We start from the raw sequence: 23,541 nt of genomic DNA, 5'->3' as shown, positions 1-23,541 counted from the left end.
AAACTTGATGTTAATATCACTTTTAGTTATCGAGAGAGCCCGGCAGGAAAGCAGGACCGATGCCACGCCAGTACTCCAAGGGAGCGCGCACGGCGGCCGCGTTTCTCGAGGCGGCCCGCAAGGAGTTCGCGACCCGGGGGTACCTCTCGACCAAGGTCGAGGACATCGCCCGCACGGCCGGCCGGTCCCCCGCGAGCTTCTACAACTACTTCACCGACAAGGCCGACGTGCTGGCCGCCCTCGCGCAGGCGTTCCACGAGGACACCCGGGCGCAGATCTCGGTGCCGTACCAGAAGGGCCGCCCGCCCCAGGAGGCGATCCGGACCGCGATCACGATCTTCTGGGAGACGTACCGCGACCGGCTCGGCGCGCTCAGCGGCGTGTTCCAGGCCTCGATGGCGGACCCGGCGTTCCTGGAGAGCTGGCGGGAGATCCGGCAGTCGGCCATCGACTTCATCGTCCAGGGCGTCGAGCGGGCCCAGAAGGAGGGCTACTGCCCGGGCATCGACGTGCGGATGACGTCTTCGGCGCTGTCGTCGATGCTGGAGCTGTCCTGCTACGTGTGGCTGGCCCAGGGCGGCGACGACGGCAACTCCCGGGTCGACGAGGCGGCGGCCATCGACTCGCTGGCCAGCATCTGGTACCACGCCATCTACTGGCGTCCCGACGCCCACGCCTAGCGGCCCAGCACGCGCAGCTCGACCTCGGTGCGCCGGCCCAGCGCGGCGACCACCTCGGCGAACCGTTCCGGGTCGAGGCCGGACCTGATCTCGTCGACCAGCGCCCGCTCGTCGGCCACGCCGAGCTCGGCGAAGACCGCCGCGTCGACCTCCTGCCGCGCGGGCCCGGCGGCCAGGTCCCGCCGCACCGTTTCGAGCGCGGCGACGCAGGCCTTCAGCAGGTACCGCCCGCGCCCGCTGACGGATGGCGCGAGCTCGTCCCGCAGGGTCTCCACGACGGCCTCCAGCAGCTCGTCGTGGTCGGGCACCGCGGCATGCGATCGCATCTGTTCTCCCCCCGTCACCGCAGGAGCCCGAGCAGGTCGTGCTCCACCTCGACCACCCGCCGGCCGACGAGCGCCAGGTCGATCGAGCGGGTCTTGCCGGACAGGTGCCGGTCCGCCTGTTGCAGGCAGCCGACCGCCCAGATCCAGGTGCCGAGCACGACCGCCCACGCGAAGTCGGCGTCGGACACGTCGATCCCGGACGCGGCCCGGTACCCGCCGAGGAAGTCCTCGACGTCGCCGAACCCGCCGATCACGCCCGGCCCGCGGAAGCGCCAGCTGCGCACCGCGATCCAGCCGAGGTCCTCGAGCGGATCGCCGCGGTGGGCCGACTCCCAGTCGAGCACGCCGACCAGCCCGCCGCCGTCGACCACGAAGTTGCCGAGCCGGAAGTCCCCGTGCGTCACGGTTTTCCGCCGGTGTACCGGCTGCCGCTCCATCAACCACGCATGGGCCAGTTCGAGCACGGGGCGGTCGGGGTCGAGCCGGTCGAGCGTCGCCCGGTACTCCACCAGCCGGTCCTCGTCCGGCAGCCCCGCGATCGCGCCGGGATCGACGGTGTGCAGCCGCCCGAGCGCCTCGCCGCACTGCCGGGCCAGCTTCGGCCCGTCGGACAGCCCGTCGAGCACCCGGCGCGGCACCGTCTCGCCTTCGAGGCGTTCCAGCACGAGCCCGCCGGGCACCACGGCGACCGCCTCGGGCGCCGCGACCCCGGCCGCGCGGGCCGCGCGCAGGACGCTCGCCTCGAACGCGGCACCCTCGCCGCGCTGCTCCCCCGGCGGATCGGTCAGCAGGATCAGCTCGCGCCCCGCCGACTCGAACGCCCACACCTCCCGCGAGGAGCCGCCGGTCAGCCTTTCCAGGCCGACAACCGGCGCGCCCAGAATGTCGGCGAGGGCACCGGACCGGGCATCGGGAAGGGCGTCGGCGTTCATCGGGCGGCCACCCGGTCCCACGTGCCCGCCGTGAACGGGTCGCGTTTCAGCTCCACCTTGCGCACCTTGCTGGTCGGGGTCTTGGGCAGCTCGTCGAGGAACTCGATGTACCGCGGAACCATGAACCTCGGCATCGTGGCCATCAGGAACTCGGCGAGCACCGCCGCCTCCAGCTTGGTGTCCGGCATCGGCACGACGCAGATCTTGATCTCCTCCTCGCCGTCGTCGGACGGCACGCCGATCGCGGCGCACTCCAGCACGTCGGGGTGGGCGGTGACCATGGACTCGACCTCGAACGAGGAGATGTTCTCGGAGCGCCGCCGGACGGCGTCCTTGGCCCGGTCGACGAAGAAGTAGTTGCCGGACCGGTCGCGGCGGAAGGCGTCGCCGGTGTGGTACCACCCGTTGCGCCACGCCCGCGCGGTGTCCGCGGGCCGGCCGAGGTACCCCACGTTCATGCTCCAGGGCCGATCGGCGCGAATGATGAGCTCGCCGATCTGCCCGGCACCGACCTCGGCGTCGAAGTCGTCGACGATGCGCAGCTCGTAGCCGTCCCGGCCGCGGCCGCAGCTGCGGTGGTCGACGACGTCGCCGCCGGTCGCGATCGGCCAGCCGGCCTCGGTCATCCCGTAGTTGGTGCGCATCTGCAGCCCGAACCGCCGCTCGAACCCGGCGTAGTCGGGCAGCAGCGGCCCGCCGGTGACGGTCTCCAGCGGGTTGTCGCGGTCGTCCGGGCGGGGCGGCTGCTGCCAGAGGAAGTTCGCCATCGCGTAGAAGGCCCAGGCCCGGTTGCACGAGTGCGCGCGGACGTCGGGCCAGAACCGGTCGGTCTTGAAGCCGTCGCGGAAGACGAACGTGCCGCCCCAGTGCGCGAGGATCTGCAGCGGCACCTTGCCGCCCAGGTGGAACGCGGCGAACGGGGCGTAGAGCACGTCGCCCGGGCCGAACTCGGCGAACGCGTCGATGCCGGTCACCAGCTGGCCCCACGGGGTGAGCACGCCCTTGGACGGCCCGGTGGTGCCGGAGGTGTAGATGACGGCCGCGAGGTCCCACGGCTTCGGGTCGTCGAGCCCGGCCAGCACGCCCGGCCCGGCCGGCAGGGTCTCGCCGAGCTCCAGGACGAACACGGCCGCGTCGCAGGCCTGGCGCATCTCGTCGGCCCGGGCCGCGACCGTGACGATCAGCCGGGGCCCGGAGTCGTGCAGGACGTGCCGGAGCATCTCGCCCCGGTAGGCCGGGTTGATCGGCACCTGGACCGCGCGCAGCCAGCCGCACGCGATCCAGACCGCCTGCTCGTCGATGGACGTGGGCAGCAGGACGGCGACCCGGTCCCCCGGGCCGACGCCGTGCGCCCGCAGCAGCACCGCGAACGCCTCGACCCGCCGCTGGAACTGGGCGTAGGTGGCCAGGCCCCGCTCGGTGTCGACGAGGAAGTCCCGGTCCGCCAGCTCGGTCGCCCGGCGGCGCAGCAGCCCGGGCAGCACGCGCGCCGGGTCCAGCTCAGCCACTGCCCACCTCGCTCAGGTAGCTGCGTTCCAGCTTCGACCAGTCCCGGGCCAGCTCGGCCGAGGAGCCCTCGGTGATGACCCGGCCGCGGCGCAGCACGTACGCGCGGTCGGCCACCTCCAGGGCCCGCGCCGCCTGCTGCTCGACGAGCAGCACCCCCAGCCCGTCGTCGGCCGCCTGCCGGATGGCCCGCAGCAGCCGGTCGACCACCAGCGGCGCCAGGCCGAGCGAGAGCTCGTCGGCGAGCAGCAGGGCGGGCCGCCCGGCGAGGGCCCGGGCCAGGGTCAGGATCTGCTGCTCGCCGCCGGAGAGCAGGCCGGCCCGGCGGTCGAGCAGCGGGGCCAGTTCCGGGAAGGTGTCGAGGGCGAGCTGCCGCGAGCCGCGCCCGAGGCGCAGGTTCTCGGCCGCGCTGAGCTGCATGAAGACCGAGCGCTCCTCCGGTACGAAGGCCATCCCTTCCCGGGCCCGCCGGTGCAGCCGCGCCGAGGCCGGCCTCCCGCGCCACTGCACCGATCCGGCGAGCGGTTTGAGCTCCCCGGCCAGGGTCAGCAGCGTCGTGGTCTTGCCGGCGCCGTTGGGCCCGAGCAGCGCCACGATCTCGCCGGGCCGGACCACCAGGTCGAGGTCCCGCAGCGCGGCCAGGTCGCCGTAGCCCGCACTGAGCCCGCGCGCCTCGATGAGCGGCGCACCGTCCACTGTGGTCGCCGGTTCGCGCTCGATCACCTCGACCGGACCGGCCTTCGTGGCGTCGCCCAGGTAGGCGGTGATGACGGCCGGATCGGAGCGGATCTCGGCCGGCGTGCCGCTCGCGATCAGCTTGCCGAAGTTCAGCACCGACACCCGGTCGCTGACGTCCAGGACGACCGAGACGTTGTGCTCGACCAGCAGGACCGCCATCCGCAGCTCGGTGGCCAGCCGCCGGATCAGGTGCCCGAGCTCCGCCGTCTCCGTGTCGTCCAGTCCGGCGGCCGGCTCGTCCAGCAGCAGCACCGAGGCGCCGGTGGCGACCGAGCGGGCGATGGCGAGGAGGCGGCGCCGGCCGTACGGCAGCTCGTCGGGCTTGCGCTCGAGGTCGTCCTCCAGGTGGAACTCGCGGATGGCGGCGAGGGCCGCGGGCGAGTACCGGTCCCGGCCGGGGTGCACCAGGTTGGCCAGGAACGCGAGCCAGTCCCGCCGGTCGCTGGCGGCGAGCAGGTTCTCCCGTACCGTCATCGTCTCGAACAGTTCGAGGCTCTGGAACGAGCGGCTGATCCCGGCGGCGGCGCGGCGCTGGGCCGGCCACCGGCTGATGTCCTGCCCGTCGAGGGTCATCACCGCGCCGGGGCTCTCCACGAACCCGGTCAGCGCGTCGATCAGGGTCGTCTTGCCGGCCCCGTTCGGCCCGATCAGCCCGTGCACCTGCCCCGGCACCAGCTCCAGCGCGACGTCGTCGAGGGCCGTCACGCCGCCGAAGCGCACCGTCAGCCCGCGGACGTCCACCGTGCGCTCGGTGACGCTGAAGTCGGTCGGGTCCGGCAGCGCGGCCACGGGACGGCGGCGTTTGCGCGCGCGGAACCACGCGGGGATCAGCCGCCCCGGCAGCCGTTGCGTGGCCAGGCCGTTGGGCAGCTGCGGCAGGACCAGCAGCAGGGTCAGGCCGAGGATCATCTGGCCGACCTCGTTGCGGGAGATGAACTGCGCGAACGCGGTGCCCGGGAACAGCTGCGAGATGACGCCGGACAGCAGGCCGGCCGGGGCGTACATGGCCCCGATGACCGCGCCGACGAGGTAGCCGATGCCGCCGATGATCGAGAACACCACGGCGAAGATGGACTGGAACGCGGTGTACGTCGGCACGAAGGTCACGTTCGGCTGCCGGAACGACAGCAGCACCCCGCCGGCCGCGGCCAGGCCGGCCGAGATGCCGAACGCGAAGATCTTGGCCCGGGTCACGCTGATGCCGAGGCTGGCCGCGGCCCGCTCGTTGGAGCGGACGGCCACCAGGCGGCGCCCGGCCCGGCCCCGGCGCAGGTTCGCGACCATGATCGCGGCCAGGATGAACAGCACCAGGCAGAAGATCGCGTAGCGGCTGGGCCAGAAGTAGGTGTCCATGTCGACGCCGAAGATCTTCGGCGAGCCGACGTTGATGCCGGTGAAGCCGCCGGTGCGCTCGGTCGAGGAGAAGATCTGGTGCTCCAGCACCACGGCCAGGCAGAGGGTCACGACGGCCAGGTTCATCCCGCGGGTGCGCAGCGCCGGCAGCCCGACGATGATGCCGACCGGGACCGCGCCCACGACACCGGCCAGCAGCGCCAGCCAGAAGGGCACGCCGTGGTCGGCCACCAGCCGGGCCGCGATCCAGGCGCCCATGCCGGCCAGCGCCATCTGCGCGAGCGACAACTGCCCGGTGTAGCCGGTGACGACCACGAGGGACAGCACGACGAGGCCGAGGGCGAGGGTGATCTCGGTGGCGCCGAGCAGGGCGGGCGGGAACACGAAGTACAGCAGCCCGAGCGCGATGACGCCGGTGACAAGCAGGACCCAGGGGCGCACGATGCCGGTGCCGAGCTGGGGCGGGCGCTGGATCGCCTCGCCGCGCAGCGGGAGCGAGCGGCCGGAGATGACGAGCACGAGGATGATGACGATGAACGGGACCGTCTGGCCCCAGCCGTCGGCGTGCTGGCGGGTGCCGATCCAGGCCACCTCGGACTCCAGCATGCCGATCAGCAGCCCGCCCGCCATGGTCAGCGGGAAGGACCTGAACCCGCCGAGCAGCGCGGCGGCCAGCGCCGGCACGATCAGCATCGCGAGGTTCTCCACCTGCAGCGTGCCGATGCTGACGATGAGCACGGCCGACACGACGCTCAGCGCGCAGCCGATCATCCAGTTCACGGTGGCCACGGTGTCCGGGGAGATGCCGAGGGCCGAGCTGGCCCGGCCGTTCTCGGCGACGGCGGAGGTGGCGAGGCCGAAGCGCGTCGAGCGGTACACGACGGTCAGCACGACCGCCAGCGCGACCCCGATCGCGAGGATGGTGAGCCGGTCCGTGCCGATCCGGATGCCGGGCAGGACGGTGGTCGACCCGCCCGGCAGGATCGACTGGACGATGCGGGCCCGCCCGACCCCGAAGAGGTACTGGCCGAGCCCGAACAGCAGCGCGAAGACGCCCAGCGTGGCGATGAGCCGCGACACCGGTGGCGCGTCCCGCAGCGGCCGCATGACGAGCTGGTGGACCAGCGCGCCGATGGCCAGCCCCACGCCGATGGCGAGCAGGGCCGCCACCGGCGCGGGGGTGCCGTCCTCGCGCTGGAGGTAGAACACGTAGGCGCCCAGCATGCCGACCGCGCCCTGGCTGAAGTTCAGGATGCCGGAGCCGCGGTAGATGAGCACGATCCCGAGGGCGGACAAGCCGTAGATCGCACCGGCCCCGAGGCCGAGCACGGCGAACCTGATCACGTCGGTCAGCATGGTGGGCGGTCCTCAGCCCTTGGCCGGCGTCGGGCAGTTCTGGCCGGTGTAGGCGTCGCGGAAGGTGTCGTAGACCGGGAGCTCCTTGCCGCCGGTGTACTTCACGATGAAGGCGCAGGAGGTGAAGATCCGCGGATAGCCGCCCACGTTGCCCTTGGTCCACTGGATCGGCGGGGTGAGGCCGATGTCGATGCCGCTCATCGTCGGCAGCGCGTCCCACAGGGCGGTGTTGGTCGGGTCCGGCACCTTCTTGGCCGCCTCCGCGAAGGCGAGCACGGCGGAGTAGGCGTTGAGCCGGAAGCCGCGCGTCTCGGTGAGGCCCTGCTTCTGCATGGCCGCGACGTAGTTCTTGGTCGCCTTGTTCTCGTACGACGGCGGCAGGTAGCCCAGCGCCTCGTACAGGCCGTCGGAGGCGGTCCCGAGCGCGTCGGCGACCTTCTCCTTCTGCGTGCCGATGATGCCGATGGCGACGTTCGGCGCGTCCTTCTTGAGCTGCTTGATGAAGGCGGTCGAGTCGGTGCCGGGAAGGACCGTCAGGATCGCATCGGTACCGTTGGCCAGCACCGCCTGCACGTAGGGCGCCATGTCCGGGGCGCCGGTCGGCACGGGCACGTCGTTGAGGATCTTCTGGCCGCTGGACGTGAGGCCCTGGTTGGCGAAGCCGCTGAACGCGCCGCCGCCGTCGATCTGGATGCGGGCCATGCTGATCTTCTTGAAGCCCTGCGCGGCGAGCGCGTTGGCCAGCGACGCGGTCTGGATCGGGGTGCTGCCGTCCAGCGGGAACTGGGCGACCTCGGTCAGGTCGGTGCCGGAGGTGACGGCGCCGATGATCGGGATCTTCGCCTCCCGCAGGATCTTCTCGTGCCCCTTCTGCAGGGTCAGCTCGCCGACCACGGCCGCGACGCCGAGGCTCTGGGCCTGCCGGGCGCAGTTGTCGGCGGTGTTCGGGTCGTTGCCGGTCTTGCACACGGTCAGCTCGATCGGCCGGCCGTTGACGCCGCCGTTCGCGTTCACCTGGGCCAGGCCGGCGTTCGCGCCGTCGACGAGCTCCGGGGCGGCGCCCGAGCCGGTCTCGTCGTAGATGAGCATGACCTTCACCGGGTTGCCGGCGGCGGTGCCGCCACCGCCCGGGTTGGCCGCCGGCGACTTGCTCTTGTCGTTGCTACAGGCGGATAAGGCGACGAGCGGTAAGACCAGCGCCGCCGCGAGGCGGATCCGCAGCGTCCTCATGGATGCCTCCATCAAGGCCAGGGAAAGTGGGGTGTGGGCCTGATACTGACATTAGTTTCAGAAAAATGGAACGGCGGTTCGATCACGCTTTGGCGGTCGCCTGGGCCGCCGGTGCGGCCGGTTCGTGGCGGACGTCCGCGGGCGTGAACGTGCGGGTCCAAGCGGCGAATTCGAGCAGGATGCCGTCCGGGTCGAAGAAGTACAGCGAGCCGACGTACACCCCGTCGTGCATGCGCGTGGCGATGGTGGACGGGCTGTCGTCGTGGAACAGGACCCGCCCGACCTCCACGCCCTTGGCCTTCAAGCGCTCACGGTACTCGTGGAACTTGTCGACCGGGATCTGGAAGGCCACGTGGTTCATCGAGGCGACGGCGCTCGCGATGTCGCCGAAGCCGGGCATGGCACCGGGATGCGTCACGCCGGGCACCTTCTCCGGCGCACCGGGGAACCAGAAGAAGGCGAGCGCGTTGCCGCCGCCGCAGTCGAAGAAGAAGTGCTGCCCCATCCCGTCCGGCAGCTCCACCGTCTTGATCAGCGGCATGCCCAGCACGTTGGTGTAGAAGTCCACCGTGCGGCGCATGTCGCTGCAGACCAGCGCGAGGTGGTTGATCCCGCCGAGCTCGAACGCTCTGTCGGCCATGGTTTCCCCTTCGAAGTGCTCAGATCCCGGCTCGGCCGGCGACCAGTTCCAGGTGCGACGCCGCACCACCGGCGAGCTGACTGTTGGTGTGGGCCCGCTTGAGATAGACGTGCGCGGGGTGCTCCCAGGTGAAGCCGATGCCGCCGTACGTCTGGATCGCGCCCTCGGCCGCCGCCAGGTACGCCTCCGTGGCGGCGAGCTTGGCCACGGACGCCGCGAGGCTCGCGTCCGGCGCGTCGAGGTCCAGCCGGCGCAGCGCGTAGCCGACACTGGCCACCGCGCCGTCGAGCTGACTGGAGAGGTCGGCCAGCCGGTGCTTGACCGCCTGGAACGAGCCGATCGGGCGGCCGAACTGCAGCCGCTGCCTGGCGTAGGCGACGGCGTCGCGCAGCACGGCCCTGGCGCCGCCGATGGAGTCGGCGGCGACCAGCGCGGCCAGCTCGGCGCGCAGCCGATCCGGGTCGCACTCGCCCAGGTGCGTCACCGCCGACGCGTCGAACTCGACGCGCCACAGGACCCGCGTGGGGTCCAGTGTGGACAGTGGACGCCGGGTGACGCGATCGGCCGGCACCGCGGACAGGCGCGACCCGTCCACGACCACGAACCAGTCCGCCGCGCCGCCGTCGAGCGCGTAGCCCTCGGGCAGGACCAGCGCCAGCCGTCCAGGCACGAGCGGCGCCCGCAGCGCCCGCAGGCCGAACATGTGGCCCAGCAACGGTGTCGCCACCGCGGCCGCGCCGCACTCCTCGATCGCCACGCCCAGGTCCTCGAAGCCGGTCTCGGTCACCCCGAGGTCCAGCAACGCGTCCCAGGAGGCGCCGCGCCGCACGACCGCGGCGACCGAGGCGCGCCACTCCTCGCGCTCGGCCGCGCTGAGCGGGCTCATGGCCGCAGGGCGGCGGCGGCCTGGCTGTCGAGGTACTCGTCGATCCGCGAGATCCGCCCGCCGGTCACCGTCACCACCAGGCACGCGTGGATGTCGAGCTCGGTGCCGTTGGGGGCCGTCCCGCGCAGCACGTGCTGTTCCACGTACCCGGTCGGCGTCGCGTGCCGCACGACCTCCTCGTAGCGCTTGTTGCCGACCTTGCGGTGCAGCCAGTTGAGCACCTTGAGGTTCTGGTCGACGTGCTGCTCGTGCTGGTCGTCGTTGTGCCAGACCACCACGTCGGGGGTGTAGATCTCGTTGCGCAGCGCGTCGAGGTCGTTGGCGTCGATGGCCGCGGTCAGGCGCTCGGCCAGCGCGAGCGAGACGTCCGCCGGGCTGGTCGTGGATTCGCTCGTCGTCATCACGGTTCCCTTGTAGAGACTGAGTCTAAAAGTAACGTCAGATTCAGAAAATGGCTAGTGGACGATGTCGGACCACGGCGCCTGGTTGCGGTAGTCGCCGCGCAGCAGCCGCTTGGCCACCACCATCCGGTGCACCTCGTCCGGCCCGTCGTAGATGCGGGCGTACCGGGCGTCGCGGTACATGCGCTCCAGCGGGGTGTCCTCGGTGACGCCCATCGCGCCGTACACCTGCAGCGCCCGGTCGACGACGTCGTGCAGCATCTGGGCGCCGAAGAACTTGATCAGCGAGATCTCCATCCGGCCGTCCAGCCCGGCGTCGATCTTCCGCGCCCCGTCCAGGGTCATCAGCCGGGCCGCCTGGATCTGGGCGGCGGACTCCGCGATGTACCGCTGAATCTCGCCCTTCTCCGCCAGCACCGAGCCGTGCGCGTAGCGCGAGTTGGCCCGGTCGCACATCAGCTCGAACGCCCGCTGGGCCTGCCCGAGCCAGCGCATGCTGTGGGTGATCCGGCCCGGCCCGAGCCGCGCCTGGGCCACCTTGAAGCCGCCACCCCGGGGCCCGAGCAGGTTCGCCGCGGGCACCCGCACGTTGTCGTAGCGGACCTCGCAGTGGTTGCCGCCGTAGTGGCCCATGGTCCGCACGACCCGCTCGATGTTGTAGCCGGGCGTGTCGGTGGGCACCAGGATCAGCGAGAACTGCTCGTGCTTCGGCGCGTCGGGATCGGTCTTGACGAACACGCTGGTGTACATCGCCTTGTTCGCGCCGGACGTGAACCACTTGTGCCCGTTGATGACCCACTCGTCGCCGTCGAGCACCGCCGTCGACTGGACCAGCGTCGGGTCGGAGCCGGCCACCTCGGGCTCGGTCATCCCGATCGTCGGGCCGGTCACGCCCTCGAACAGCAGCGGGATCCAGTGCGCCTTCTGCTCCTCGGTGCCGAACTCGAGCAGCATCAGACAGTCCTGAAAGGACAGTGTGCCGAGGGCCTCGGTGCCCCAGTACGAGCGGCCGACGATCTCGTTGATCATGACGTACTCCATGAACGGGAGCCCGCCGCCGCCGATCGACGTGGGGTGCCCGAGCGCCCACACGCCCCGCTCCTTGGCGAGCTTCTTCAGCTCGGCCATCGCGTCGGCGCTGCTGTCGTCGTTGCGGTCGAGGATCGGCTCCCGCGGGATCAGCTCCTCGTCGACGAACCGCCGGACGTCCTGGCGCTGTTGGGCGAAGTCCCGGCTGGACAAGACACCACTTCCATTCTTGATAGTAACGTCAGTTTCAGTTTTACAGGTGCGCTGCGCCGCTGGTCAACCGCCGAAAAGGTCACCGCGGGATCTGCGACCAGGGGGTGTCCCGGGGCAGGCCGGGCTCCCGGGGCAGGCCCAGCACGCGCTCGCCGATGATGGTGCGCATGACGTCGGACGTGCCGCCCGCGATCGTGTAGGCCTGGGACTGCAGCCACGTCCACACCGGGTCGTCCGGGGCCGGGCCGCCCGCCCGCACCGCGTCGGCGTCGTACACCAGCCCGGCCGGGCCGAGCAGCTCCACCGCGAACCGGGCGATCCGCTGCTCCAGCAGGGCCCGCCGCAGCTTGAGGCCCGACCCACCCGGACCCGGACCGCCCTCGGCCCGCGTCTCCTGGTCGCGCAGGGCGGCCAAGCGCAGCACCTCGGCGTCGACCCAGAGCCGGGTCAGCTCGGTGCGCCGCGCCGGGTCGCAGCCCGTCCGCCGCCAGGTCTCCACGGCCAGCGCGATGGCGCCCGTCCCGCGCTCGCCGACGGAGGCGCCGATCACGGTCCGCTCGCTGGTCAGCATGGTGGTGGCGACCGCCCAGCCGGCGCCGACCGCGCCGACCCGGGCGTCGTCGCCGACCCGCACGCCGTCCAGGAAGACCTCGTTGAAGTGCGTCCCGCCGGTCAGGTCCCGCAGCGGCCGGACCTGCACGCCGGGAGCCCGCATGTCGATGACGAACGCGGTCAGCCCGGCGTGCTTGGGGGCGCCGGGATCGGTGCGGGTCAGCGCGAGGCCGAAGCGGGCGGTGTGCGCCAGGGACGTCCACGTCTTCTGGCCGTCGACGACCCAGGCCGTACCATCGCGAACGGCTTTGGTGGAAAGGCCCGCGATGTCGGACCCGGCGCCCGGCTCGGAGAAGAGCTGACACCAGAGGTGCTCGGCGGTGAAGATCGGCCGGAGCAGCTCCCGCTGCGCGGGCGTGCCGTGCACCATCAGCGCCGGCGCCACCATGCCGATGCCCATCGGATTGCGCTCCCAGGACGCCAGCCGGCCGGCCGCGGCCAGCACCGCGTCCACCTCGGCCTGCCGGTCCGGGCTCAGCCCCAGCCCCCCGGCGCCCTCGGGATGGTGCACCCAGGCCAGCCCGGCGTCGAACCGGGCACCCAGGAAGTCCGCCTCGTCGGTCTCGCGGACGACCTCCTCGACGTACTGCCGCAGCTCCTCCGGGCCCATCATTGGATCAGCGTCTTCCGCCCGGACCAGTACTCGTCCTTGAGTTTGCGCTTATACAGCTTGCCGGTGGGCAGCCGCGGCAGCTCGCGCACGAAGTCGACCGAGCGCGGGCACTTGTAGTGCGCGATCGACGCCCGGCAGAAGGCGATCAGCTCCGCCTCCGTCTCCGGCCCCGGCTCGACGCCCTCCGCGAGCTGCACGACCGCCTTCACCGCCTCGCCGAAGTCCTCGTCCGGGACCCCGATCACCGCCGCGTCGTACACCTTGTCGTGGGTGATGAGCAGGTTCTCGGTCTCCTGCGGGTAGATGTTGACGCCGCCCGAGATGATCATGAAGCTCTCCCGGTCCGTGAGGTACAGGTAGCCCTCGTCGTCCAGGTAGCCGATGTCGCCGACCGAGCTGGCGCCGAGCTCGGGATCGCGGGTGGCGGCGGTCTTGGCGGGGTCGTTGAAGTACTGGAAGCCGGCCGGGCCCTTGAACCACACCGTCCCGGTCACTCCCGGCGGGCAGAGGCGGCCGTCCTCGGCCCGGATGAGCAGCTCCCCCATCGCCGCCCGGCCGACCGTGCCCGGGTGCGCGAGCCACTCCGGCGAGGTGCAGAACGTGTAGCCGATCCCCTCGCTGGCCGCGTAGAACTCCAGGATGATCGGCCCCCACCACTCGATCATCTGCCGCTTGACCTGCGGCGGGCACGGGGCCGAGGCGAGGATGACGGTGCGCAGCGACGACACGTCGGCCCGGCGGCGGCGCTCCTCGGGCAGCTTCAGCAGCCGGGAGAACATCGTCGGGACCAGCTGCGAGTGCGTGATGCGGTGCTCGGCGACGAGGTCGAGGTAGCGCTCGGCGTCGAACGACTCCATGATCACCGAGGTGCCGCCGGCCCGCAGCATCATCGACACGCTGCCTTGCGGCGCCGAGTGGTACAGCGGCGCCGGCGAGAGATACACGCTGCTCTCGTCGAGCCCCCAGCGCTTGCTCTGGATGCGCGAGCCCAGCGGCTCCTCGGCCGGGTGGGCGACGGCGAGCGGGTGGTAGATGCCCTTGGGGCGGCCGGTGGTGCCGGACGAGTACAGCATCGCCGTGCCCTGCTGCTCGTCCGCGATCGGCCCGGCCGGCTGATCGGCCACCGCCCGGTCGTAGGACTCGAACGGCGCCGGCGGGTCGTCGGCGTCGGCCATCAGCCACCGCTCGACGCCCGGACAGCGCGCCGGGAGCTGCCGGGCGAGGTCGAGCTTGGCCGCCGAGGTGACCACGATCCGGGCCGCACTGTCGTTGATGATGTACGCGGCCTCGTCGGCCGACAGGTAGTGGTTGATGCAGGTGTAGTACAGACCGCTGCGTTCGGCGGCCGCCTCGCTCTCCAGCAGGCGCGGGTTGTTCTCCATGAGCATCGCCACGTGGTCCCCGAACCGCAGGCCGCTGCCCCGCAAGAGGTGCGCCAGCCGGTTCGCCTCGGCCTCGTACTCGCCGTAGGTGACCCGCGTGCCGGACTCCGCCATGAGGATCGCCAGCCGGTCCGGGTGGGCCCGCGCGATGTGTGTGGCGTACATGGTCGGAGTGTGCCGCAGCCGCCGATTGTGTGCAATAGTGCAGACCAACGCGGCTCATACGGGGTTTCAGCGTCGCTAGAGCCTCAGATTGTGCACATTCGGAGGGGCATCGTGTCGAACGGACCACTGTCGGGCGTCCGGGTGCTGGAGCTGGGCAGCTTCATCGCGGGCCCGTTCGCGGGTCAGCTGCTCGCCGACTACGGCGCCGAGGTGATCAAGCTCGAGCCGCCCGGCACTGGCGACCCGATGCGCCGCTGGGGCGTGGTGCAGGACGGTCAGAGCCTCTGGTGGCCGGCCATCGCCCGCAATAAGCGGTCGGTCGCGCTGAACCTGCGCGACCCGGAGGGCCAGGCGGTGGCCCGCGCGCTCGCCGAGCGCTGCGACGTCGTCCTGGAGAACTTCCGGCCCGGCACCCTCGACAAGTGGGGCCTGGGCTACGAGGCGCTCGCCGCGGTCAACCCCGGCATCATCGTCGTGCACGTCTCCGGGCTCGGGCAGACCGGCCCGCGCTCCCGCGAGGCCGGCTTCGGCAGCATCGGCGAGGCGATGGGCGGCATCCGGTTCACCACCGGCGACGCCGGCTCGCGCCCGGCCCGGACCGGCATCAGCCTCGGCGACTCGCTGGCCGCCCTGTTCGCCGTGGTGGGCACCTCCACCGCGCTGGTCGAGCGGTCCCGCAGCGGCCGCGGCCAGGAGGTCGACGTGGCCATCTACGAGGCGGTCGCCGCGCTCATGGAGTCCACGATGGTCGACTACGAGCGGGCCGGTGTCCTGCGCACCCGCACCGGCAGCGTCCTGCCCGGCGTGGCACCGTCCAATGTGTACACCACCGCCGACGGGGCCGAGGTGGCGATCGCCGGGAACGCCGACGCGGTGTACCGCCGGCTGTGCACCGCCATGGGCCGCCCCGAGCTGGCCGACGACCCGCGCTACGCCGACCACGAGGGCCGCGGGCGCAACGCGGCCGTGCTCGACGAGGAGATCGAGCGCTGGACCGGCTCGCTCGACGCCGAGGAGCTGCTGCGGGTCCTCGCCGAGCACGGCGTGCCGGCCGGGCGGATCTACACCGCGCCGGACATGCTCGGCGACCTGCACTACGCGGCCCGGCAGATGGTGCTGCGGCCGGAGACGCCCGACGGCCCCGCGGGCCCGATGGCCGGGATCGTGCCGAAGTTCAGCCGCACGCCGGGCGAGGTGGCCGCGGTCGGGCCGCGCCTGGGCGAGCACACCCGCGCGGTCCTCGGCGAGCTGGCCGGGGTCACCGACGAGGCCTGGAAAGACCTCCTCACCCGCGGGATCGTGGCCGAATGAGCGCCATCGTCACCGGGGCCGGCCGGGGCCTCGGCCGGGCCCATGCCCTCGCGCTCGCGGCTCTTGGACATGCGGTCGTCGTGACCGACGCCGACGACGGGCCGGCCGGGGAAGTCGCGGCCGAGATCGAGGCCGCGGGCGGCACCGCCGTCGCGTGCCGGCTCGACGTGACCGACTTCGCCGCGACCGGCGAACTGGTCGCCTCGGTCGTCGAGCGCTTCGGGCGGCTCGACGCCGTGGTCGCCAACGCGGGCATCCTGCGGGACCGGACCCTGGCCTCGATGAGCGAGGCGGAGTGGGACGGCGTCATCGCGGTACACCTGAAGGGAACCTTCACCGTCGCGCACCATGCCGCCGCCCACTGGCGGGCCCGGGCCAAGGCCGGCGAGGACGTCGACGGCCGGCTGGTCACCACGACCTCCGCCTCCGGGCTGTTCGGCAACATCGGGCAGTCGAACTACGCGGCCGCGAAGGCCGGCATCGCCGCGTTCACCCTCGTGGTGGCGCAAGAACTTCGCTCGTACGGCGTGAGCGTCAACTGCGTCGCCCCGAGCGCCCTCACCCGGCTGACCGAGGCGCCGCTGATCCGCTTCGAGGGCGGGATCACCGACCGGCGCCGCGAGGAGCTGGACCCGCACTGGGTGGCCCGGATCGTCGCGTGGCTGTGCGGGCCGGGCGCCCGGGACGTCACCGGCCGGGTGTTCGACATCCGCGGCCCCCGGGTCGGCATCGCGTCCGGCTGGCACCTGGAGCCGACCTTCACCCAGCCCGACGATCCCGACGAACTCGACCGAGCGCTCCGGGCGGCCATCGCGGCCGCGCCACCGGCGGCCGACATGGAAGGGCAGCGCCATGCCTGAAGGTTTGTTGCACGGCATCCGGGTCCTCGAACTGCTCGGCATCGGGCCGGAGCCGTTCGCCGGCATGCTGCTGGCCGACCTGGGGGCCGACGTGCTCGCCCTGCGCCGGCAGGGCCAGGTGCCGGGCGGCGGCGGGCTGGAGCGCGGCCGCGCCGTCCACAGCGTCAACCTCAAGGACCCGGCCGTCCTGGAGCAGGTGCGGGGTCTGGTCGCGTCGGCCGACGTGCTCCTGGAGGGGTACCGGCCGGGGGTCGCCGAGCGGCTCGGGCTCGGGCCGGCGGAGTGCCACGCCATCAACCCGCGGCTCATCTACGGGCGGATGACCGGCTGGGGGCAGACCGGGCCGCTCGCCCACACCGCCGGGCACGACATCAACTACATCGCCATCACGGGTGCCCTGCACGCGGCCGCGCGGCGCGGGCAGCCGCCGACCCCGCCGGCCAACCTGCTGGGCGACTTCGGGGGCGGGGGGATGTACCTGGTCACGGCGGTCCTGGCCGCGCTCGTCGAGCGCTCGCGGACCGGGGTCGGGCGGGTGCTGGACATCGCCATCACCGACGGGACCGCGTACCTCGCGTCGATGCTGTACGGGATGCACCGGGACGGATCCTGGAGCGACGAGGCGGGCACGAACCTGCTCGACACCGGGGCGCCCTTCTACGACGTCTACGAGTGCGCCGGCGGCGGGTACGTGGCGATCGGCGCCCTGGAGCCCCAGTTCTTCGCCGTGTTGTGTGAGCTTCTGGACGTCGACCCGTCCCTGCGCGAGGATCCCGCTCGCTGGCCGGCGCTGCGGACGGCGATCGCGGCGGCCGTACGGACCCGGACGCGCGACGAGTGGGCCGCGCTCGCCGCCTCGACCGACGCCTGCCTGGCGCCGGTGCTGAACCTGAGCGAGGCGCAGCAGTACGACCACGTCGTGGCCCGTGGGTTGTTCGGGGATGACGGCATGCCGCGGCTCCCGATCGGCGGCGCCGCGGCCGGGGGGTGGTCGCTGTGACCGACGCCGTGATCGTCGACATCGTCCGGTCCGCCTCCGGGCGCGGCAAGCCCGGCGGGGCGCTGTCCGGGCTGCACCCCGTGGAACTGCTCGCCACCGTGCTGCGTGCGCTCGTCGACCGCACCGGGCTCGACCCCGCGCTCATCGACGACGTGGTCACCGGCTGCGTCGGCCAGGCCGGCGAGCAGGCGGCGAACATCGGGCGCAACGCCGTCCTGGCCGCCGGCTGGCCCCTGTCCGTCCCGGCCACGACCGTCGACCGGGCCTGCGGATCGGGCCAGCAGGCCATGCACTTCGCCGCCCAGGGCGTCCTGGCCGGGGCGTACGACGTCGTGGTGGCCTGCGGGGTCGAGTCGATGAGCCGGGTCCCGATGGGGGTCGCGATCGGTGCGGCCGACCCGTTCGGCCCGAGCGTGGCCGCCCGGATGAGCCTGGTGTCGCAGGGCATCGCGGCCGAGCTGGTGACCGCCCGCTGGGGCCTGACCCGGGAGCGGCTGGACGCGTACGCCGCGCGCTCGCACGCCCTGGCCGCTGCGGCGCAGTCTTCGGGCGCGTTCGCCACCGAGATCGTCCCGGTCGGCGCGCACGCCGTCGACGAGACCGTCCGCCCGGCCACGTCACCGGAAGGCTTGGCCGCCCTGAAGCCGGCCTTCCGGGACGATGCCCTGCTCGGGCGCTTCCCGCAGATCGGCTGGCACATCACCGCGGGCAACTCGTCGCCGCTGACCGACGGGGCCGCGGCCGCGCTCATCATGAGCGCCGAGCGGGCCGCCTCCCTGGGCCTGCGGCCGCGGGCCCGCTTCCACGCGTTCGCCCTGGCCGGCGACGACCCGGTGATGATGCTGACCGCGCCGATCCCGGCCACTCGCAAGGTCCTGGCCAAGGCGGGCCTCGCGCTCGACGACATCGCCGCCTACGAGGTGAACGAGGCCTTCGCGCCCGTACCCCTCGCCTGGGCGGCCGAGCTCGGCGCGGACCCGGACCGGCTCAACCCGCGCGGCGGCGCGATCGCCCTCGGCCACCCGCTGGGCGGCTCCGGCGTCCGCCTCATGGCGACCCTGGTCAACCACCTCGAACAGACCGGCGGCCGGTACGGCCTGCAGACCATGTGCGAGGCGGGCGGCCAGGCGAACGCCACGATCGTGGAACGGCTCTAGCGCTCTTGGCGCGGCACTTCGAACACGGCGGTGCCGGCTTCGTCGAGCGGCTCCAGCGGGATCTCGAACACGGCGGTGCCGGCGAGATGGACCTCGCCGGTCTGCCGGGTCGCCCGCAGCGCCACGGTGCAGACCGTGTGCGTGGCGGTTTCCTCGACGGCGGTGATTTCGCCGGTGTACGTGAGGATGTCCCCCGGCCACGCGATGGCCCGGAACTGCACGTCGAACCGGCGCACGTGATCCGGCCCGAAATGGTCCGCGGCGAATGCGGCGAGGACGCCGGCCTGCCGCATCCCGACCGCGAACACCGTCGGGAACCCGGCCGCCTGCGCGAACTCGGCGTCGTGGTGGATGGGGTTCATGTCACCCGACGCCCCTTGGTACCGCACGAAGTCCGTGACCGTGAGCGGCCCCTCGACCAGCGGCGCCCGGAACTCCCCCAGCGCCGTCATGCGGTCGGCGCCTGCTCGGTCAGCACGAGCGTGGCCCGGGCCTCGGCGACGAGCTTCCCGCCGGCGTCCCGGAACTCGGTGACGATGTCGGCGAACTCGAGCGCCCCGCCGCGCCGCCCCTGCTTGGTGTAGACGCGGTCGATGCGCTCCCGGCAGTGCAGCACGGTGCCGGCGCTGGGCGGCGGCCCGTGAAAGACGTACTGCTGCCCCGCGTGCAGAACCCGCGACAGGTCGGGCGGCGAGTCCCCCCACGGCGAACTGTCCCCGGTCGTCCAGAACGCACTGGAGGCGAGAAACGTCGGCGGCGCGACCGGCGCATCGCCGCCGTAACGCGGATGTGTTGCCTGCACGGCCGCCCCGAACTCGCGGATCTTGCCCTTCTCCACGGTCATCGTGAACTCGGCCCCGGACCGCCCCTCGAACTGCGACAGCTGACCCATGCCCTGAATTGTGCGCAATCCCCGGCTTCTTGTCTACGATCCCGGCTTCATGGCCCGCGATTGTACACAAAGTGCGTTCACTTGCGGCTGATGCGGTACTCCAGCGTGAGGAACGGCAGCCCGAACACCGAGAAGGCGTGATCGGCCCGCAGCTCGCCGTCCCGCACGTAGACGTCGAGCTCCTCGGCGAACCCGGTGACCCCGAGCGTCGTCAACGCCCGGTTCCCGGCGTCGATGTAGCTCAGGTAGTGCCCGGTCTGCCCGTCGTGCGCCCGGCTCGTGAGCCGGAGCCCGCCATCGGCCCGCTCCCGCGGGGCGAGGGTGGCGGTGAAGTTGGCCTGCGGGAGCGGAAAGCCGACGCTGACGTACCCGCGGTCGCCGTGCCGGTAGGTGGTGTAGATCCCGACGTAGATGGGCTCCCCGCTGTGCGCGAACGACCGGATCCACCCGCGCGTGGAGACCACCCCGTCGGCCCCGGTGATGGTGTCGATCCGGCTGTGCATCCCGCGCTGCGCCTCACGCAGGTTCATCGGCACGTTGGCCTGCCCGAGCGGCCGGGCGACGAGCGTGCGGTAGAGCAGGTACCCGGGCCGCACCCACGGCCGCCACCGGGGCACGATGTCGAGCGTGAACCTGGTCGTGTGCTCGTAGAACTCCCGCACCAGCGGGTCCACCCCGGCCGGATCGAACTCGGGCCCTTGCAGCGCGTCAAGGTCGGCCACGATCCCGATGTCGGCCGTGGCTTCCTCGTAGGTGCCCCCGGTAGCGGCGGCGAGGTCCCGGACGTAGCTGGTGCCCACGTATCTGGTGCGAGCTTCGAGCGGTACGACGAAGGGCATTTGTTCTGCGGTTGCGTTTTCGGCGAGCAGCTCGACCTGCGGCTCCCGAAACACCAGCTGCGACACGGTCCGGAACGCCACCACACCGGCGGCAGCCACCTGAGCGGGCGGCCGGTCGCGCATGGCGGCCCCCACCGCGAGGCCCACCACCGGGCCCAACGCCACCTTGTGCGGGCGGATGCCCATGGCGCCGGCCAGGGCTCCGGCGGCCACGCCTACCGCGAGCGGGGAGGCACCGGCCTTGCCGGCCGCCCAGCCGACGGGAGCGGCGAGGGCACCGCTGGCGGCGATCCGCGACCAGACCGCGGGGATCTCGTGCTCGCGCTGGCGGGCTCTCGCCACACCGTCGATCACGGCCAGGGCGCCGGCGCCGAGGGCTGCGGCTTTGAGCGCTGACTTCGGGCCGCGGTGCGCACCCAGGGCGGCGCCGGCGGCGGCCCCCATCAGCGCGGCGAATCCGATCCCCTGTACCCGCTTGGCATCCACGCCTCTGTTCTACACGCCCCGGCCCGAGGCGTTCCGGGAGTGCGGCGGCGGTCACACCGGGACAGATCGTGGCGTTCGGGATGGTTCGCCCCAAGCGCTATTTCTGGATGGGGTTCAGCCTCGCTCAGGTCTTCGGCCGTATGGACGATGTAGACAGCACCTAAAGCTGCCCGCCCACGCGGTAGAGTCCGGCGCAAATGAAGGAGTGCCGTGAGCACATCCCATGAGCAGCGGTCTCGCCCGGCGGCGCGGACCGTGCTGCTGCGTGACCCGGTGCTGCGTGCGCTGATTGTGTTCACGGTGGCCTTCAGTGTCTGGTACGCCATCCCGGGGGCCGGGGAAAGCGTCAAACTCGCGCTGTTCTGGCCCGTGCAGGTCGTGCTCGACCTGACGTTCGCGGCGCTGTCGGCGCGGATGAGCGCTCAGCCGGGGGTGTCCGCCGCGCACAAGCGGTTCTGGCGGCTCATCGCGGCCGCGGCGCTGTTCTTCACCACCGGTGACACGATCATGGGGGTGCAGACCTTCGCCAATCCCGTCGCCGGGATGGTGCAGGGCAGTGCGGTGCAGTCCGGGCTGGTCACGCTCGGGTCGATTGTGTGCCTGCTGGCCATGGTGCTGCATCCGACCAATACGGCGGGGCGGGAGCGGCTGCGGTTCACGCTCGATGCGGCCACCGTCGTCGCCGCCACCGCGGTCTTCGTCTGGTACCTCTCACCCAGCGTCGACATCCGCCAGGGCGGCGGGGCGCTGCTGCTGGCGTTGGCCTCCGCCGGTGCCAGTCTGGCGGGGTCGTTCGGGCTGGTCAAGCTCATGCTCGGCCGCAACATGCCGTTCACGCCGATCGCCGGGTGGAGTGCGGGGCTCGCCAGCGTGCTCGTCGGGCTCAGCACCGGGCTCAGCGCGGCGATGCTCGAGGTCACCCGGCCCGACCTGGTCATGCTGGCCCGGCTGCTGCCGTGTGCGCTGCTGGCCGCGGTACCGCGGATCAACGAGGCGAACCTGCGCGCCGACCCCGACATCCTGGCGCGGCGGCCCGTGCGGCCGTTCAGCCTGCTGCCGTACATCGGGGTGGCGGCCGCGTACGTGCTGCTCATCGTGTCGCTCACGCACGGCTCGCTGGACGTGCGGGTCTGGGGCGTGGTGATCGGCGTGCTGCTCGTGACCGGCATCGTGGTGACCCGCCAGCTGATCGCGTTCACCGACAACGCGCGGCTGCTGGGCGAGGTGGACCGGAGCATGCGGGCCCTGGCCGAGCAGGAGGAGCGGTTCCGGGCGCTGGTCCAGCACTCCTCGGACATCACGGTCATCGCGGGGCCGGACCACATCGTGTCGTACGCGAGCCCGGCCGTGCAGCGCACCTTCGGCGTGCCGGCGGAGTCGGTGATCGGGCGGCGGATGGACGAGCTCACGACCGCCGAGGGGCGCGAGGAGTGGCGCTCCCGGCTGGCCGAGCTGATGGCCCATCCCGGCGCGAGCATCACGCTGCGCCTGCAGGTGCCGCACCGCGACGGCCGGCCGCGCTGGCTCACCGCGGTGGCGACCAATCTGACGCACGTGCCGAGCATCGGCGGCGTGGTGTACAACGCGCACGACATCACCGAGGTCATCGCCTTCCAGGACCGGCTGCGCCACGAGGCCACCCACGACGCGCTGACCGGGCTGGCCAACCGGGCCCTGTTCGCGGAGCGGATCGCGGCGGCCGGCGGCACCGCGGCGGTGCTGATCATCGACCTGGACGGGTTCAAGGCGGTCAACGACACGTTCGGCCACCACGCCGGGGATGCCCTTCTGCGTACCGTCGCCGACCGCCTCCGCAGCTGCGTCCGCCCGGCCGACACCGTGGCGCGGCTGGGCGGCGACGAGTTCGCGGTGCTGCTGCCGGACACGTCGCTGTCCTACGCGGAGGCGCTGACCGAGCGCTTCCACGAGCGCCTCGCCGAGCCGGTGGAGATCGACGGCGTTCTGGTCCCGATCCGGGCCAGCATCGGCTCGGCATGGGGCGCCCTGGCCCGCGCCGACGAACTGCTGCGCGACGCGGACACGGCCATGTACAAGATGAAGCACGGCGAACGGCGTTCAGCCGTCTAGAGGTCGTGGCGGTACCAGGCGTTCGCCTCGACGTAGGTGGCGAGATCGCGCTCGGGGTCGCACAGGACCGGGCCGAGGCCGCCCGGGACCAGGATCGGGCCGGCGGTGTCGAAGGGCAGGCCGGTCCACTCCCGCCAGCGGTGCAGCGGGGCGGTGATCGTCATCGAGTGCGGGGCCACGGCGACGAACCGGCCGCCCGCGCGCTCGTGGACGCGCAGCCAGGGGTCTTCCGCGGTGCCGTCGGGGCGGCGGCGGGCGACGTAGCGCTCGAGCGGTACAAGAGGATGCTTTTGCTTCTGGGTCGGACGGACCGGGGCGACCAGCGCCGTGTGCCCCAGGGCGGCGGCGTTGCGGCGGGCCCGCTCGACCAGGTGGCCGGAGACGGCGCGGCCGCGCAGGTCGGGGCGGACGGTCGCGAACAGCGCCGAGACGTCCGCGCCGGTGGTGCCCGTGAGCGCGTGCCCGGCCGCCGACAACAGGACCGCGTCATAGCCGCCGGATGGCAGTTCGCCATCAATCGCGGTGAAAGGCAGCGTGCACAGCATGCCGGCCGGGCGGCCCGAGTCGCGTTCGACCGCGAGCAATGTGTATTCGGGGTGGCGGGTCACCAGCGCCGGGAAGAGCGCCGCCGAAACCGGGTCCTGATAGAGGAACGGGGCCACCGTCGGATCGTCAAACGTGGTGATGAGGGGCAGCCGGTCGGGCCGCTCGGCCAGCGTCGTCACCTCGAGCCAGGCGAAGTCCATGGGCGAACCCTGCCAGAAGAGCCAGGCCTCCGCTGTACCGCACGTGCAAACGCAATCGCCGCGAAAGCGCGTGCAGGCGTCTGTCCTATGTGGGCACGTG

21 protein-coding genes are annotated in these 23,541 nt (G+C 72.3%); 6 read left to right on the top strand and 15 right to left on the bottom strand.

Going from position 1 to position 23,541, the window contains the following annotated elements; translation table 11 throughout:
• The first annotated feature begins 59 nt into the window (after window positions 1–59).
• Window positions 60–680 carry a TetR/AcrR family transcriptional regulator gene (locus ACQP00_RS12065; RefSeq protein WP_433218291.1) on the top strand — a complete coding sequence of 207 codons (621 nt, stop codon included), beginning with the start codon at window positions 60–62 and terminating at the stop codon, window positions 678–680.
• Here the strand turns inward: ACQP00_RS12065 and ACQP00_RS12060 are convergent.
• The 11 genes from ACQP00_RS12060 to ACQP00_RS12010 form a co-directional block, all read right to left on the bottom strand.
• Window positions 677–1,006 (bottom strand): DUF6285 domain-containing protein, encoded by a 330-nt coding sequence (locus ACQP00_RS12060; protein WP_433218289.1) that lies wholly within the window; start codon window positions 1,004–1,006, stop codon window positions 677–679. The genes ACQP00_RS12065 and ACQP00_RS12060 overlap by 4 nt on opposite strands.
• 14 nt (window positions 1,007–1,020) lie before the next feature.
• Window positions 1,021–1,938 (bottom strand): phosphotransferase family protein, encoded by a 918-nt coding sequence (locus tag ACQP00_RS12055; protein WP_433218287.1) that lies wholly within the window; start codon window positions 1,936–1,938, stop codon window positions 1,021–1,023.
• A complete protein-coding gene (locus ACQP00_RS12050) occupies window positions 1,935–3,446 on the bottom strand; it encodes an AMP-binding protein (RefSeq protein WP_433218285.1) in 1,512 nt (503 codons plus the stop codon). The genes ACQP00_RS12055 and ACQP00_RS12050 overlap by 4 nt, the downstream gene beginning before the upstream one ends.
• Entirely contained in the window at window positions 3,439–6,891 is a 3,453-nt protein-coding gene (locus ACQP00_RS12045; protein ID WP_433218283.1) for an ABC transporter permease subunit, read from the bottom strand. Before ACQP00_RS12045 ends, ACQP00_RS12050 begins: the two co-directional genes overlap by 8 nt.
• A gap of 12 nt (window positions 6,892–6,903) precedes the next feature.
• The gene (locus ACQP00_RS12040) at window positions 6,904–8,121 is read right to left on the bottom strand and encodes an ABC transporter substrate-binding protein (protein ID WP_433218281.1); all 1,218 of its coding nucleotides are present in this window, start codon (window positions 8,119–8,121) and stop codon (window positions 6,904–6,906) included.
• Window positions 8,122–8,203: 82 nt separating this feature from the next.
• A complete protein-coding gene (locus tag ACQP00_RS12035) occupies window positions 8,204–8,761 on the bottom strand; it encodes a VOC family protein (protein WP_433218279.1) in 558 nt (185 codons plus the stop codon).
• A gap of 19 nt (window positions 8,762–8,780) precedes the next feature.
• Window positions 8,781–9,647, bottom strand: a complete 867-nt coding sequence (locus ACQP00_RS12030; RefSeq protein WP_433218277.1) for an acyl-CoA dehydrogenase family protein — start codon at window positions 9,645–9,647, stop codon at window positions 8,781–8,783.
• Window positions 9,644–10,048, bottom strand: a complete 405-nt coding sequence (locus tag ACQP00_RS12025) for a nuclear transport factor 2 family protein (protein ID WP_433066462.1) — start codon at window positions 10,046–10,048, stop codon at window positions 9,644–9,646. The genes ACQP00_RS12030 and ACQP00_RS12025 overlap by 4 nt, the downstream gene beginning before the upstream one ends.
• Before the next feature lie 54 nt (window positions 10,049–10,102).
• A complete protein-coding gene (locus tag ACQP00_RS12020) occupies window positions 10,103–11,290 on the bottom strand; it encodes an acyl-CoA dehydrogenase family protein (RefSeq protein WP_433218275.1) in 1,188 nt (395 codons plus the stop codon).
• A gap of 79 nt (window positions 11,291–11,369) precedes the next feature.
• Window positions 11,370–12,515 (bottom strand): acyl-CoA dehydrogenase family protein, encoded by a 1,146-nt coding sequence (locus ACQP00_RS12015; RefSeq protein WP_433218273.1) that lies wholly within the window; start codon window positions 12,513–12,515, stop codon window positions 11,370–11,372.
• Window positions 12,512–14,062, bottom strand: a complete 1,551-nt coding sequence (locus ACQP00_RS12010) for an AMP-binding protein (protein WP_433218271.1) — start codon at window positions 14,060–14,062, stop codon at window positions 12,512–12,514. The genes ACQP00_RS12015 and ACQP00_RS12010 overlap by 4 nt, the downstream gene beginning before the upstream one ends.
• A gap of 111 nt (window positions 14,063–14,173) precedes the next feature.
• On the opposite strand from ACQP00_RS12010, the gene ACQP00_RS12005 reads away from it, so the two are divergent.
• Genes ACQP00_RS12005 through ACQP00_RS11990 form a run of 4 tightly spaced genes read left to right on the top strand, consistent with a single transcriptional unit; the run spans window position 14,174 to window position 18,390 of the window.
• Complete coding sequence (locus ACQP00_RS12005; protein WP_433218269.1) at window positions 14,174–15,373, top strand: CaiB/BaiF CoA transferase family protein; 1,200 nt, start codon at window positions 14,174–14,176, stop codon at window positions 15,371–15,373.
• Window positions 15,370–16,233, top strand: a complete 864-nt coding sequence (locus ACQP00_RS12000; protein ID WP_433218267.1) for an SDR family NAD(P)-dependent oxidoreductase — start codon at window positions 15,370–15,372, stop codon at window positions 16,231–16,233. The genes ACQP00_RS12005 and ACQP00_RS12000 overlap by 4 nt, the downstream gene beginning before the upstream one ends.
• Complete coding sequence (locus tag ACQP00_RS11995; protein WP_433218265.1) at window positions 16,226–17,233, top strand: CaiB/BaiF CoA transferase family protein; 1,008 nt, start codon at window positions 16,226–16,228, stop codon at window positions 17,231–17,233. The genes ACQP00_RS12000 and ACQP00_RS11995 overlap by 8 nt, the downstream gene beginning before the upstream one ends.
• The gene (locus ACQP00_RS11990; protein ID WP_433218263.1) at window positions 17,230–18,390 is read left to right on the top strand and encodes a thiolase family protein; all 1,161 of its coding nucleotides are present in this window, start codon (window positions 17,230–17,232) and stop codon (window positions 18,388–18,390) included. The genes ACQP00_RS11995 and ACQP00_RS11990 overlap by 4 nt, the downstream gene beginning before the upstream one ends.
• On the opposite strand, the gene ACQP00_RS11985 is transcribed toward ACQP00_RS11990, so the two are convergent.
• From ACQP00_RS11985 to ACQP00_RS11975, 3 genes are all read right to left on the bottom strand, one after another.
• Entirely contained in the window at window positions 18,387–18,842 is a 456-nt protein-coding gene (locus ACQP00_RS11985) for a MaoC/PaaZ C-terminal domain-containing protein (protein WP_433218261.1), read from the bottom strand. The genes ACQP00_RS11990 and ACQP00_RS11985 overlap by 4 nt on opposite strands.
• Window positions 18,839–19,282, bottom strand: coding sequence for an FAS1-like dehydratase domain-containing protein (locus ACQP00_RS11980; protein WP_433218259.1), 444 nt, complete (start codon window positions 19,280–19,282; stop codon window positions 18,839–18,841). Before ACQP00_RS11980 ends, ACQP00_RS11985 begins: the two co-directional genes overlap by 4 nt.
• A 77-nt stretch (window positions 19,283–19,359) precedes the next feature.
• Window positions 19,360–20,607 (bottom strand): hypothetical protein, encoded by a 1,248-nt coding sequence (locus ACQP00_RS11975; RefSeq protein WP_433218258.1) that lies wholly within the window; start codon window positions 20,605–20,607, stop codon window positions 19,360–19,362.
• A 210-nt stretch (window positions 20,608–20,817) separates the two neighbouring features.
• On the opposite strand from ACQP00_RS11975, the gene ACQP00_RS11970 reads away from it, so the two are divergent.
• Entirely contained in the window at window positions 20,818–22,695 is a 1,878-nt protein-coding gene (locus ACQP00_RS11970) for a diguanylate cyclase domain-containing protein (RefSeq protein ID WP_433218256.1), read from the top strand.
• Here ACQP00_RS11970 and ACQP00_RS11965 read toward each other — a convergent pair.
• Window positions 22,692–23,441: an N-acetyltransferase gene (locus ACQP00_RS11965; RefSeq protein ID WP_433218254.1), complete on the bottom strand. Its 750-nt coding sequence runs from the start codon at window positions 23,439–23,441 to the stop codon at window positions 22,692–22,694. The two genes, ACQP00_RS11970 and ACQP00_RS11965, sit on opposite strands and share 4 nt — an antisense overlap.
• Window positions 23,442–23,541 lie beyond the last annotated feature (100 nt).

Origin of the sequence: Dactylosporangium sp. CS-047395 (assembly GCF_050942185.1) — a bacterium.
In the GTDB taxonomy this organism is placed as follows: domain Bacteria; phylum Actinomycetota; class Actinomycetes; order Mycobacteriales; family Micromonosporaceae; genus Dactylosporangium.
This window is presented reverse-complemented; position numbering and strand designations above follow the sequence as displayed.